The 12,204-nt window shown below is 41.1% G+C and carries 15 protein-coding genes; 6 read left to right on the top strand and 9 right to left on the bottom strand.

Features of this window, described 5'->3' with window-relative positions; all coding sequences use genetic code 11:
- Positions 1-13 precede the first annotated feature (13 nt).
- The 7 genes from G6R02_RS12305 to G6R02_RS12275 form a co-directional block, all read right to left on the bottom strand.
- Positions 14-856: an alpha/beta hydrolase gene (locus G6R02_RS12305; RefSeq protein WP_164669536.1), complete on the bottom strand. Its 843-nt coding sequence runs from the start codon at positions 854-856 to the stop codon at positions 14-16.
- Between the two features lie 136 nt (positions 857-992).
- Complete coding sequence (locus G6R02_RS12300) at positions 993-1,211, bottom strand: spore germination protein (RefSeq protein ID WP_164669535.1); 219 nt, start codon at positions 1,209-1,211, stop codon at positions 993-995.
- A gap of 61 nt (positions 1,212-1,272) precedes the next feature.
- Positions 1,273-1,644, bottom strand: coding sequence for a spore germination protein GerPE (locus G6R02_RS12295; protein ID WP_164669534.1), 372 nt, complete (start codon positions 1,642-1,644; stop codon positions 1,273-1,275).
- 6 nt (positions 1,645-1,650) lie between these two features.
- Positions 1,651-1,824: a spore gernimation protein GerPD gene (locus tag G6R02_RS12290; RefSeq protein WP_164669533.1), complete on the bottom strand. Its 174-nt coding sequence runs from the start codon at positions 1,822-1,824 to the stop codon at positions 1,651-1,653.
- A complete protein-coding gene (gene gerPC, locus G6R02_RS12285; protein WP_164669532.1) occupies positions 1,805-2,377 on the bottom strand; it encodes a spore germination protein GerPC in 573 nt (190 codons plus the stop codon). Before gerPC ends, G6R02_RS12290 begins: the two co-directional genes overlap by 20 nt.
- 69 nt (positions 2,378-2,446) lie before the next feature.
- Positions 2,447-2,650: a spore germination protein GerPB gene (locus G6R02_RS12280; protein ID WP_164669531.1), complete on the bottom strand. Its 204-nt coding sequence runs from the start codon at positions 2,648-2,650 to the stop codon at positions 2,447-2,449.
- Positions 2,651-2,666: 16 nt separating this feature from the next.
- On the bottom strand, positions 2,667-2,879 hold the full coding sequence (locus G6R02_RS12275; RefSeq protein WP_164669530.1) for a spore germination protein: 213 nt from the start codon (positions 2,877-2,879) through the stop codon (positions 2,667-2,669).
- A 58-nt stretch (positions 2,880-2,937) separates the two neighbouring features.
- Between G6R02_RS12275 and G6R02_RS12270 the strand changes: the two genes are divergently transcribed.
- Positions 2,938-4,179, top strand: a complete 1,242-nt coding sequence (locus G6R02_RS12270; RefSeq protein ID WP_343032916.1) for a DUF418 domain-containing protein — start codon at positions 2,938-2,940, stop codon at positions 4,177-4,179.
- 52 nt (positions 4,180-4,231) lie between these two features.
- Here the strand turns inward: G6R02_RS12270 and G6R02_RS12265 are convergent, their stop codons facing one another.
- Positions 4,232-5,428: an ornithine--oxo-acid transaminase gene (locus G6R02_RS12265; protein WP_164669529.1), complete on the bottom strand. Its 1,197-nt coding sequence runs from the start codon at positions 5,426-5,428 to the stop codon at positions 4,232-4,234.
- 161 nt (positions 5,429-5,589) lie between these two features.
- On the opposite strand from G6R02_RS12265, the gene G6R02_RS12260 reads away from it, so the two are divergent.
- Entirely contained in the window at positions 5,590-5,955 is a 366-nt protein-coding gene (locus G6R02_RS12260; RefSeq protein WP_164669528.1) for a YisL family protein, read from the top strand.
- Between the two features lie 328 nt (positions 5,956-6,283).
- On the opposite strand, the gene G6R02_RS12255 is transcribed toward G6R02_RS12260, so the two are convergent.
- Positions 6,284-7,252: an iron-hydroxamate ABC transporter substrate-binding protein gene (locus G6R02_RS12255; RefSeq protein ID WP_164669527.1), complete on the bottom strand. Its 969-nt coding sequence runs from the start codon at positions 7,250-7,252 to the stop codon at positions 6,284-6,286.
- A gap of 153 nt (positions 7,253-7,405) precedes the next feature.
- Here G6R02_RS12255 and G6R02_RS12250 point away from each other — a divergent pair, with 153 nt between their 5' ends.
- From G6R02_RS12250 to G6R02_RS12235, 4 genes are all read left to right on the top strand, one after another.
- A complete protein-coding gene (locus G6R02_RS12250; protein ID WP_164669526.1) occupies positions 7,406-8,422 on the top strand; it encodes a FecCD family ABC transporter permease in 1,017 nt (338 codons plus the stop codon).
- A complete protein-coding gene (locus tag G6R02_RS12245) occupies positions 8,422-9,438 on the top strand; it encodes a FecCD family ABC transporter permease (RefSeq protein WP_164669525.1) in 1,017 nt (338 codons plus the stop codon). Before G6R02_RS12250 ends, G6R02_RS12245 begins: the two co-directional genes overlap by 1 nt.
- A gap of 17 nt (positions 9,439-9,455) precedes the next feature.
- Complete coding sequence (locus tag G6R02_RS12240) at positions 9,456-10,460, top strand: NAD(P)/FAD-dependent oxidoreductase (RefSeq protein WP_164669524.1); 1,005 nt, start codon at positions 9,456-9,458, stop codon at positions 10,458-10,460.
- Between the two features lie 229 nt (positions 10,461-10,689).
- The gene (locus G6R02_RS12235; RefSeq protein ID WP_164669523.1) at positions 10,690-12,186 is read left to right on the top strand and encodes an alpha-amylase family glycosyl hydrolase; all 1,497 of its coding nucleotides are present in this window, start codon (positions 10,690-10,692) and stop codon (positions 12,184-12,186) included.
- Positions 12,187-12,204 lie beyond the last annotated feature (18 nt).

Here is a 12,204-nt window from a genome sequence, read left to right as displayed (position 1 = left end):
TGGAACTCCAGGATCATTTTTTAACTTTTTCCGTCTGCCGCTCCAGCCAACCAGTCATGTCTGAAAAGAATTGCTCTCGACCTGAATCATCAAATGGACGGTGTCGGAGTGCATCGTATTCATATTTCTGTTTTTCTTCTGAACCGATTGAGTTGTAAAATTCGCGCAGCTTCCAGGGTGGCGTCATCTCATCATCAAGACCAAACTGCAATAAGAACGGCAATTGGATTGAATGAGCCTTGTTCATAAGCCGTGGTATGGTTTGCAGTAAACCACGGCCTAAGCCTGGGGTTACCATATTGTGCCGCAATTCGTCAGATTCCAATCTGCTCTGTTCTGTTTGATCTTGTGTTAATAAATCAAGATTGCCTGGTTCCTCAATTACATAATCCGGTTTAAATCTGCCCATCAGCTGAATAAGCAATTTTTCCGACCATTTTGTTTCATACGAAATAGCCGGAGCAATCGCAATCAGTCCGGATATTCCGTGACTGTAATGCAATGAATAATCCAGGGCAATGACACCACCAAGGCTATGCGAGACAATATACAATGGTAGCTCAGGAATCTCGTTAATTACTTTATTCCTAAATGCGTGCAAGTCTTCTATGTATTCATTCCATTTCCGAATATACCCACGTGTACCGGAGCTTTTACCGTGTCCACGCAAATCAAAGGCATAAACTATGAGACTGGCATCTGCCAGTTTATTACAAAGGTTGAGCATGCCCCCGCTATGATCACCAAGCCCATGTACAACAATTACTGCTCCTTCGGGGGATGTTTCCGGTATGAACGACTGATAAAAAAGTCTGGCCTCATTCATACCACGAAAAAAACCTTCCTTAACTTCCAAAGTAACCCTCCTTATTAAATTTTCTATAATGTATGGTATCATTTTTTCAAAAAATTGAAAAATCCTATAGACATTTCACTCATAATTAAAAATACGCACATGATTTCAGTCGGAAATCACATGCGTATTTGTTAAACTATGCATTTGAAGCAACATTTTGATCATTCACATCAGGATCAATCGGATTAGTAGTACTTAAACCGTTATTTGTGTTTATAAAGTCGCCAGTATTGAGTGATCCTGATCCGGCGGCAGTCTTGGACGTACTCTTTGGAGCAAGATAAAATGAATCCCCAAAGTTTACAACGCCGCCACCAACACTATTTATTTTAATTGGACCAACAATTGATGGCATGAAAACACCTTCCGCAAATAGTATAGGATAGTTTATGACATACAACAGTTTTAGTGTGGACTTATTCCGGTAAATATAGTCGGAAATGTTTGAGTCTTGCCTCACTGCGAACATCATCAATACTGCCGATGTGGAAAATTGCAGCTTGACTGACGCCGATAATATCAACGTTATCGACCTGTAATGTATCGGAGTGGTGAAACGTTTTTTTCAGAACAGTATCCCTGGTGTTCGGCCAGTTTGCTTTCTCGTCAAACAGTGCGTATTCTTCAAAATTAATATCGTCGTCTTCAACGAAAGAAGCACCTTCTTTTTGTACAGCAATCCCTCTTGATTTTGGGCGGGCAAATTTCGTGTCACCAATATTAAAAACTGCACTGAATGTTACCCCGTGAATCCGGACTCTGTTAACAGATGCGGTTCTTTTTTCCATGAAGATTCACCCTGACAACGGCACAATTGTTCCGAGTGCAGCTGCTTCAGGAGGAGTATCAAAAAATGAAGAGAGAATAAATTCATCATTGTCACCAATTAAGAAGACGGATGACGCTGTGACAGCATCAATTTCAACGTTTGCGACATGCAAATTCCAGTTATGGACTTCCATAATCATTAGCAGGATCATTCCCTTCCATGTATTTATTTAAAGAGTGGTCAATTTCACGTTTGATCGTATCACTTATTTGAAGTGTTACTTGTTTATCGCTAACATCCTGTTTGTTTTTCTTGGCCTCTGCTTCGTAATAAGCAATTCGTTCCGGGAGTTGTTTTGCCATATCTTCAATAAGTATGGCAGGGTCAATATTCTCCATAGAAACCTGATGGCGCACAGCAGTATCATGAATGAGCTTTTCTCCATGTTGCCGCAGATAGGCATTCAAATCGGATAATAACTGTTGCTTAAATGGTGATTGACCTGCATCTGGAACGGAAAAATCATCTATGTTTTTCAGGTCACCCGGAGATAAGCCGATATGGAGTGTTCCTTCGAGGTTTTCTATTTTTAACTGGTCAAAATGATATTCGATTTTTTCAACCGGTTTCTGATTTTGCTGGTTGTTCATGTTTTCAAGCTGCTGCAGTCTTGATTCCAAATCGCGAATCGTCCGGTCCTGTTCATCAATGCGCTGATAAAGGTTATAGAAATAATTATTCCATCCGTTCATATAAGCGTCCTCCTTAAAATTAGGCAAAGACCTATACACAGCATATGCATTCCTGCTTAGATTGTGCTGTCATTCGGGCTGTTTCAACCGAATAATGGAGGGCTCACCAACAGGCTCGGCCGGCTCGGCAGGTTCGGTATACCCGCCAGTATTATGGATGTCGGACTGTGCCTGTATACTGCCGGTGCTCCCGATTTGCAGTACCGAAGAATTCGATATTGCACCTATTTTAATAAAATGAATCGCTATTGACTGATGAATCGTTAAGTTCATTGAAAACACTCCATTATTAAACGATATTTTGATCCGCTGCATCACTGTCCCTGACACTCGTAACAGATTCCCCAAGACGGATATACGTACCGTCACCAGTGTTAAAGGACCCGCCGCCGGCATACGTTTTAGCGTTACTTTCCGGGCACATGGAATAAACATCTCCAATATTGAAGATGCTTGAATTACCCATATTGCTTACTTTAACTGCCCCAACCTTCGCCGGCATACGAAATCCTCCTTCAATTTAGTTTATGCCGATTGATAAAATTGTGAAACCCGGAAGGATGACGTTTCGTATTGTCGAATACTACAATAGACAGCTAATAAGAAAGGTTCGTGAAAAGATGAGTAATGTTTCACCACTAAGGGGATCAGATCGGCTTACCTGGATTGATGCTGCCCGCGGTTTCGCCATATTGGGTATTTTTGTAGTAAATATCGGGGCATTTTCAGCACCGTACTTTTTGTACGGCGGGGAGGATGATGCATGGACATCCACTGTCGACCAATATACACAAGCTTTTATTGATATTTTCTTTCAGGCCAGTTTCTATACGCTTTTTTCGATTCTTTTTGGTTTTGGTCTGCAGATTTTAAAAGAGCGTCTGGTGGAAAAAAACATCGATGTTATTCCGTTTTTGTTCCGCAGACTTTTCATTTTAATAGGCTTTGGAATGGTGCATGCTTTTTTGATTTGGCATGGTGATATTCTATTATCCTATGGCGTTGTTGGGTTATTTTTCCTGTTGTTTGTACACCGTCGTGCTAAAACATTAATCGTATGGGGAATTCTGATGTTAGGGTTGAACGTTTTCTATTATTCCAGCCTGTTGTATAATGTGAGAGCTTTTTTGGGTGGTTATGACTCAGCGTTAATCAACCAGGTGAAAAGAAATTATGGAAGTGGAGACCTGTTCGCTGTTTTAACCCAGAATATGAATGACTGGTTATATGCCAATGGTGTATTCTCGAGCATTCTTTTATTGATGACACTATTGCCGTTATTTTTGTTCGGAATGTACATCGCCCGGAAAAGGTGGCTGCACAAGCCTGATGTACATAAGCGAAAACTTTGGGTCCTATGGGGGATCAGTTTATTATTTTTTATTGTGTTAAAAATGGGTCCACATCTTTACGGGAATCCGATTTGGTTTTCGTATATTCAGGATAATGTTGGTGGAACTGCCTCAGCACTGTTCTATCTATTTTCGATAACCTTGCTTTTCCAGAGTGAAATTGGGAAAAGAATCTTCATGCCTTTCACTTATGTTGGCCGGTTGTCATTAACCAATTACATCAGCCAATCGGTAATTTCCTTTGTTTTATTTTACGGAGTTGGTTTCGGGTTGTACGGATCAGTTCGGCCAATTACTGCGATGGGCATTGTGGTGATTGTTTATATTCTGCAGATCCTTGGCAGTAAATGGTGGCTGAAAAAATACCGATTTGGTCCGCTTGAATGGCTGTGGCGGAGCCTTACGTATAAAAAGAAGCAGCCATTACGGAAGGCTGAGCGAATGTGGTAATTCTATAAAAACAGCAGAGGTGCTTCCATGGCGGGAGCACCTCTGACTTTATTCAGCCTTGCAGTACTTCTTTAATATGGTTCAAAGCCCATTCGAGATCGTCTTTTTCAATGATGAGTGGTGGGGCAAAGCGAATGACGTTTTCGTGTGTTTCTTTACAAAGCAGTCCTTTTTCTTTTAATCTTTCACAGTAGGGACGTGCAGCCTCAGTTAGTTCCACACCGATAAACAAGCCTTTTCCACGTACTTCTTTAATTCGTGGATTGTCAATTTTCTTAAGCTCGCTCATCATATAGTTTCCCAGCTCCAATGAACGGGATGCCAGTTTTTCTTCTTCCAAAACTTCCAGTGATGCTACTGAAACAGCACATGCCAATGGATTTCCGCCAAACGTTGAACCGTGTGACCCCGGATTGAATACACCTAGAATGTCTTTATTCGCAACGATACATGAGATCGGCATTACACCGCCGCCCAATGCTTTTCCAAGGATAAGAATATCCGGCGTTACATCTTCCCAGTCACAGGCGAACATTTTTCCTGTCCGGCCAAGTCCTGCCTGTATTTCATCGGCAATAAATAGGGTGTTATTTTTCTTGCAAAGGTCGTATGCCTCTTTCAGAAAACCTTCAGGCGGCATAACAATACCCGCTTCACCCTGGAGAGGCTCTAAAAGAAACCCAGCTGTATTTTCATTGATTGCCGCTTTTAATGCATCGATATCACCATATGGGATAACTTTGATTCCCGGAAGCATCGGACCGAATCCGCGTTTATACTCAGCTTCAGATGATAACGAAACCGCTGTCATTGTCCGGCCGTGGAAATTACCTTCGCATGCGATGATTTCCGCTTTATCTTCTGCCACACCTTTAACATCATATGCCCAGCGGCGTGCTGTTTTAATCGCTGTTTCAACAGCTTCGGCTCCGGTATTCATTGGAAGTGCTGCTTCTTTGTTGGTCATTTTACAAATCTTTTCATACCATGGACCCAACTGATCATTATGAAACGCTCGTGAGGTTAGTGTTACTGCATCTGCCTGATTCTTGAGGGCATCAATAATCTTTGGGTGACGGTGACCCTGATTCACTGCAGAATAAGCACTGAGCATATCCATGTAGCGATTTCCTTCTGGATCCTCTACCCAAACACCTTCCGCCTTTGATATAACAACAGGAAGCGGATGGTAATTCTTCGCACCATATTCCTGTGTCTGGTCAATAATTTGTTGACTGTTTTGAACCATACTATCCCTCCGAAATTGAAAAATACAATACAGATTCATTATAACAGTTCTCCAAAAGTTTTTCCCTTCATATTAATGTTCAAACAATTTTCAAATGAATTTATTTGTTGTACATGATATGATAGCTTTATTATGTATTATCGCATGAAGGAGGAACATAAATGAATACACATCTGCACGTTACTGCGTGGGCCCTGGCATTTATTCTGTTTATTGTAGCAGTAGTACTGCATAAATCCGGCAAGGCAAAAGGTGCTAAAATTGTTCAAATGATACTTCGCCTGGATTATTTACTAATATTATATTCTGGCGGATCACTACTCGGAGCGTATTTTAATGGCGCGCAAATGGGAGAGGCTATTTTCAAGGCTCTTGCAGGTATCTGGGTAATCTTTGCAATGGAAATGATTAGTTTGAAAACAGGTCGAGAAGAACCAACAAAAAGCTGGTGGATTCAGCTTGTTATTGCTGTTATTCTTACGATGATCCTGGGCTTCGGCCGATTGGGACTTGGATTTTTACCATAAGTGAAAGAGAGGGACTTTTCCATAGTGGAGAAGTCCTTTTTTTTGTTCATTTAGGCTTCTTTCGCAAAGGTTGTTGCTGTTATTCCGCAGTTGACTTAAACTATGCTGCGAACTGAAATTTTACTAAATCTGTCGGGAAATGCGCTTTGAACCACGCGGTTGGAATATACTGATGTTCTCCTGGGAAGGGCACTCATTCAGGTTATGAGTGACCCTCAACCTCTTCTCATACCTATAATCGTATGCCAACATAAAAAAGTGGCACTATTTTTTTAAAAAAATAATGCCACCTTTTGCAAGCGATATACGATTATAATAGTGAATAGCGTTATTTTGTTAATGTATCAAGTACGGAATCAATCGTTTTTTCTGAAGCGATCAGGCCTTTATTGGTCCAATAGCTTGGATCATTGAAAATATATACATTTCCATTTTCCGCTGCCGGCGTACTTTGCCATACAGCACTATTTTTCAATGTTTCAAGACCTTGTTCTCCTTCCGTGCCAAGAAGGAATACATGATCAGCCTTCAGTTCGGACAGCTTTTCCATTGAGATTGGGTTCCATTGTGTCTGCGCATTGCCAAGATTTTTAACGAGCTTTGGAGCGTTTAATCCTAATTCCGAATAGACAACTTCTGCACTATGACGGTCTTTTTCAAACAAAAAGAATTCGTTGCCTTTTGTCCATATAATCGCTACTGTTTCGTCACCGGCAGCTTTCTTTAATGAATCTTTTGCGTCGGATACTTTATTGTCATATTCACCAAGGAGTTCTTCAGCTTTATCTTCTTTACCTAGCAACTTACCGAATGTTTCAATTTGCTTCCGCCAGTTATTTGTAGTTTCTTCCGTCATTACATATGTTGTTGCGATTTTTTGATAATCTTCGTAAGATCCATCATAGCTGTCGGTTGCAGATTCCAGGATAATTAAATCAGGTTGATATGTCATCACTTGTTCAAGCGGAAGGTTCCATTCGACTTTTGGAACATTGCTTAATTGATCTTCCAGGTAATCCTGGATACTGCTGCCGATTGCCCATTTTGCAACAGGGGTTACACCCAAAGCGAGTAATGCATCCTCATGATATGGGGCAATGATACGTTCAGCATCACCGGGAATTGTAACTTCACCCATTTTGCTGTCTATTGTCACTTCTGTTTTTTGGCTGCTGTCCTTTGTGTCAGTATCAGATGATGATGAATCAGAGTTGCCGCCACTGCAGGCAGTGAAAATTAGGACTGATCCTACTAATAAACACAGTAAAACGAAACGGGATTTTTTCATTTTTAACATATGTACGTTCTCCTCTTATGTTATAATTATGGTATCAATGGTAATGATAATCATTTTCAATTATAATGTCAATAATTTTTAAAGCATTGCAGGAGGAAGTGGGAAGACTTATAATTTTAAGTTAGGACATAAATTGTACTATAGGAGTAAGTTATGTTATCCAATATACATCATTCAAGTTTTTTAAAATTCACGATATCAATACTTATTGCAGTTGTATTAACTTTTTCCATAGGACTTTCAATTAGCCTTGGAGTAGCGGATATCAATCTATCAACTGTGTGGCAGGCAATTTTCCATTTTAATAGTGAGCTAACTTCTCATCAGATTATTCAGGAGTTGCGTTTGCCACGATCAATTGCAGCAGCATTAGTTGGTGCATTTCTTGCGGTATCAGGCGCAATCATGCAGGGAATGACCCGTAACCCTTTGGCATCACCGTCAATAATGGGCGTTACCCATGGTGCTGCATTTGCGCTGGTAATTACATTAGCTTTTTTTCCGGCTGCTTCCAACCTGGGAATAACATTTGCATCGTTTATTGGTGCCGGTCTTGCGGTAATGCTGGTTTTTATGGTTGGATCATTTTCTGCAAGTGGCCTGACACCGGTTAAACTTGCACTGGCCGGGGTCGCAATTGGAACATTACTAAGTTCGGTTTCTTCCGTGATTGCGCTCCATTTCCAGTTGGAAAAACAACTTGGATTCTGGCTTGCCGGCGGACTTTCGGGAACAACATGGACCTCCATTCAGATTCTCCTTATTTCCGGCGGGATTGGTTTATTCATTGCATTTACGGTTGCAAAATCAATTACAGTACTTAATCTTGGTGAAGATGTTGCCGCGGGTCTTGGCCAGAATAATAGCTTAATAAAAATATTGGGAATCCTCACCGTACTGATATTGACCGGTGCGGCCGTGTCAGTTGCGGGAGCGGTCGGCTTTTTAGGGCTTATTGTTCCACATATGACCCGTTTTATTATGGGAACCGATTATCGCTGGATCATTCCTGCCTCGGCCCTGTTTGGTGCACTTTTACTTGTTTTGTCAGATATTCTGGCACGGCTGATTAATGCACCATTCGAAACACCAGTCGGTGCAATTACCTCACTTATCGGTGTGCCATTCTTCCTGTACCTGGCCCGCGGCAGCAGTGGGGGTGGTAATTAATGAAGGCGGTATTCAAAAAGAAGACCGGAAGATTTACCAGTATTATTTTTCTATTATTGCTGTTGATAGGTGTCATGTTCTTTATTACATTGAGTACCGGGGTTGTTAAAATATCCCCAATTGATGTAGTACATACATTACTTGGCCAGGGAACAGCTAAGCAAAATCTTGTGTTATTTGACTTCCGTTTACCGGGTATTGTTCTGGCATTATTAATTGGTACAGGGCTCGCGGTTTCCGGAGTAATCCTGCAGGGGGTAACACAAAATGACCTGGCAGACCCAGGTATTTTAGGAATTAATACAGGAGCAGGACTTGCGGTTGTATTATATATTTTCTTTATACAGGATTCATTATCCGGAGATTTTTCTGTCTTTATAATGCCATTGTTTGCCTTGCTGGGGGCTCTGTTTGCGGCCTTTTTAATTTATACGCTGGCATGGAAAAACGGAGTTAATCCAATCCGGTTAGTACTTGTAGGGATTGGTGTCAATGCCGGATTCAGTGCAGCACTGGTCATTCTTCAGTTGAAAATGAATCCCCAAGACTTTCGACAGGCCACTGTCTGGTTATCCGGTGATATATGGAATGCCAGCTGGACCTTTGTGCTTGCTCTATTGCCCTGGATTCTTATTCTCGTTCCATATGCCCTTCAGAAAGCAAATTCGCTGAACGTATTGACGCTCGGTGACGACATTGCTGCGGGACTGGGCTCAAAAGTAGAAAGAGAGCGGCGTATACTGCTTGTTATTGCAGTTGCCCTGGCAGGAGCCAGTGTTGCAGCCGGCGGGGCAATTGCCTTTCTGGGGCTTGTCGTACCACATGTTGCACGGAAAATTATCGGGCCGATGCACCAATACATCATTCCAATTTCTGCACTGATTGGTGCCCTGCTTTTAATGGTGGCTGATACAATTGGAAAGAATTTGTTATCACCAACGGAAATACCGGTTGGAATTGTTGTAGCAATTCTCAGTGCACCATATTTTATCTATTTATTGATCAAAACCAAGTAAAATAAGGGGAGAAATCCATGTCCAATCAGCATGACGTATATGACGTTACCATTATCGGCGGCGGGCCTGTCGGGTTATTTACCGCCTTTTACAGTGGAATGCGCGAAATGAAGACGAAAATTATTGAATACCTGCCTTTTTTAGGCGGTAAAGTACCATATTTTTACCCTGAAAAAATAATTCGTGATATTGGCGGTATAGCTAATATATCCGGGGAAAAACTGACCGATCAATTGATTGAGCAGGCCATGACATTTAATCCAGCTGTTGTGCTTGGAGAACAATGCACGAATATGAAAAAGCTTGATGACGGTACATTTATGTTAACCAGTGATAATGGAGCAAAACATTATACACGAACGGTAATCCTTGCAACTGGTTTTGGAACATTAAACTCAGTGAAACTGGATCTGCCTGAAGCGAGTCAATTTGAAGCAGGAAATTTGCATTATACGATTAGGCGTCTGGAAAATTTCCGCGGAAAACGCGTACTCATTTCCGGTGGTGGAAATTCAGCGGTTGACTGGGCGAATGAACTGGAATCCATCGCTGAACAAGTAGCATTGGTCTATCGGAAGACCGATTTTCCTGGTATTGAAAACAGTGTTTCGAAAATGAAGAACGCCTCTGTCGATGTTAAAACACCATACGTTGTTCATCGTCTGACAGGTGAGAATGGTCATATTACAAATATAATGGTAAAAAATCTGCAAACGGGTGAGGTGGAAACCCTGGAAGTGGATGCATTGATTGTCAACCATGGATTTGAAATAGCACTTGGCCCTGTTGCGGAGTGGGGAATGGAAATGGCAGATGGCACCATTGCAGTAAACGGGCAAATGACCACATCAGTACCGGGGATATTTGCGGTAGGGGACATTGCGAACTATAATCACAAACTGCAGTTAATTGCCGGCGGTTTTAATGAGGGACCAATCGCTGTAAACAGTGCGAAACTGCATATTCAACCGGAAAAAGAATTATCCCATTTATTCTCCACTAATTATGACTTTTCGGATTGAGCGATGGTACAGTGTTTTTTCTTTTTACAACGTGAGTCTTTAAGTAAATGTTCTCACCAGCCGCCCCCGAAAAGCGAAGTGTATACGGGCTGCGAGTTCAGATAGCAATAATCTAGTCTTTTCATAAAATATGAAGTATTTTCGACAAAGTCACTGAATCTATTGACTATAACTGTGAAAGATTAATAATAGGGGAGGAAACTTTATCAAAAAATGAAGGAGCACATATATGAAACGCCTACTCATTATACTTATGGCAATTTCTTTTTCGTTTGGACTGGGAACCCCGATTGCTGCAGCAGAGGAAAATTCAATCAACAGTGAAATTATTTATTCCATTTTAGTTGACCGGTTTAACAATGGTAATCCGTCACTGCAAAAGCAGGTCGATCTTGATGACCCGCTCGCATATCATGGCGGAGATTTACAGGGCATAACAGATAAGTTGGATTCTTTAAAGGAATTAGGTTATACAACGCTGGTGTTATCACCGATTATGAAAAATGCACCTGATGGCTATCACGGCTATTGGATTGAAGATTTTTTTAAAGTTGATGATCAGTATGGCACCATGGAAGATTTAAAAAAATTGGTTAAAGAAGCACATAAACGTGACATGAAAATAATTCTGGAATTTGTCACTAACTATGTTTCATTAACACATCCAATGACAGAAGACCCGGAAAAAAGTGATTGGATCAAAGAAAATAATGAAGTTGAATCGTTCCAATGGCTGGATCAGGCAGCTGTTCTTGATCAAACATATGCGGAAGTAAAGCAGCTTTTGAAGGAAGCAGCCGACTACTGGATTGACGAAGCTGATATTGATGGCTATAAATTTCATGCAGCTGACAAGACAAATCAAGCATTTTTGAAGGAATTAACTGCACACATAAGCGAAAAAAACCCGGATTTTTATATGCTGGCTGACATTCTGGATCCCGAAAATTATACTGGTAATATTGTTGAGAATACAGAAATACAAGCGGTTGAAAACAATGCATTATATGAGCCAATGGCAAATGTATTTTCGCAAGCTGGTGAACCTGTCTCGGCTGTCCATGACGCCTGGTTGCAAAGTAAGCAGGAGGATGGTTTGAACTATCTTGATAACGAGTATACCGAACGTTTCACACGTAAATTGCTTAAAAATGGCAGGAGCCCATTTACTACCTGGAAACTGGCGCTGACCTATTTATACACACTTCCGGGGACACCGATGATTTTTCAAGGTTCGGAAATTCCGATGAGCACTGGTGCTTTTCCAGAAAGTCAGAAGATGGTGATGTTCAATAGCGGCGACCAGGAATTGAGTAAATTCATTAACCGGATTTCTTCATTGCGTGCACAGTTTCCTGCATTGCAAAAAGGTGATTATGAACTGCTCGATTCAAGCGGTGCAATGAGTTTGTTTAAACGCACATATGAAGGTGAATCGGTCTATATTGCCATTAATAATGATACAGAATCACAGGCGATTTCAATTGATGGAATAGATTCCGGCAAGCAGTTGAAAGGTTTGCTTGGTGATAATCTTGTACGGGTGAATGAACAAGGAGAATTCAAAATCGGTCTTGCACGTGAAACGGCCGAAGTTTATGTGGTACAAAAAGATACGGGGCTTAACTGGCTTTTAATTGGTATGATAACTGGTATTTTTGCCATATTCATTGTATCGGTTGTCTATTTAAGCAGAAAGCAAAAAAAGAGAGAAGCTGACGCATGATGCGTACAGCTTCTTTTT

Origin of the sequence: Virgibacillus doumboii (assembly GCF_902806455.1) — a bacterium.
Taxonomy (GTDB): Bacteria; Bacillota; Bacilli; order Bacillales; family Amphibacillaceae; genus Lentibacillus; species Lentibacillus doumboii.
The sequence above is the reverse complement of the archived record's forward strand: the minus strand, read 5'-3'. Positions and strand labels throughout refer to the sequence as shown.

Bases quoted from the DNA above. Each gene is read 5' to 3' on its own strand.
- G6R02_RS12260 (WP_164669528.1), top strand. From the start codon at position 5,590: ATGAATACACATCTGCACGTTACTGCGTGGGCCCTGGCATTTATTCTG.
- G6R02_RS12300 (WP_164669535.1), bottom strand. From the start codon at position 1,211: ATGCCATCAATTGTTGGTCCAATTAAAATAAATAGTGTTGGTGGCGGC.
- gerPC (WP_164669532.1), bottom strand. From the start codon at position 2,377: ATGAACGGATGGAATAATTATTTCTATAACCTTTATCAGCGCATTGAT.
- G6R02_RS12235 (WP_164669523.1), top strand. From the start codon at position 10,690: ATGAAACGCCTACTCATTATACTTATGGCAATTTCTTTTTCGTTTGGA.
- G6R02_RS12290 (WP_164669533.1), bottom strand. From the start codon at position 1,824: ATGATTATGGAAGTCCATAACTGGAATTTGCATGTCGCAAACGTTGAA.
- G6R02_RS12255 (WP_164669527.1), bottom strand. From the start codon at position 7,252: ATGTTAAAAATGAAAAAATCCCGTTTCGTTTTACTGTGTTTATTAGTA.
- G6R02_RS12270 (WP_343032916.1), top strand. From the start codon at position 2,938: ATGACGTTTCGTATTGTCGAATACTACAATAGACAGCTAATAAGAAAG.
- G6R02_RS12250 (WP_164669526.1), top strand. From the start codon at position 7,406: ATGTTATCCAATATACATCATTCAAGTTTTTTAAAATTCACGATATCA.
- G6R02_RS12245 (WP_164669525.1), top strand. From the start codon at position 8,422: ATGAAGGCGGTATTCAAAAAGAAGACCGGAAGATTTACCAGTATTATT.
- G6R02_RS12295 (WP_164669534.1), bottom strand. From the start codon at position 1,644: ATGGAAAAAAGAACCGCATCTGTTAACAGAGTCCGGATTCACGGGGTA.
- G6R02_RS12265 (WP_164669529.1), bottom strand. From the start codon at position 5,428: ATGGTTCAAAACAGTCAACAAATTATTGACCAGACACAGGAATATGGT.
- G6R02_RS12240 (WP_164669524.1), top strand. From the start codon at position 9,456: ATGTCCAATCAGCATGACGTATATGACGTTACCATTATCGGCGGCGGG.
- G6R02_RS12280 (WP_164669531.1), bottom strand. From the start codon at position 2,650: ATGAACTTAACGATTCATCAGTCAATAGCGATTCATTTTATTAAAATA.
- G6R02_RS12275 (WP_164669530.1), bottom strand. From the start codon at position 2,879: ATGCCGGCGAAGGTTGGGGCAGTTAAAGTAAGCAATATGGGTAATTCA.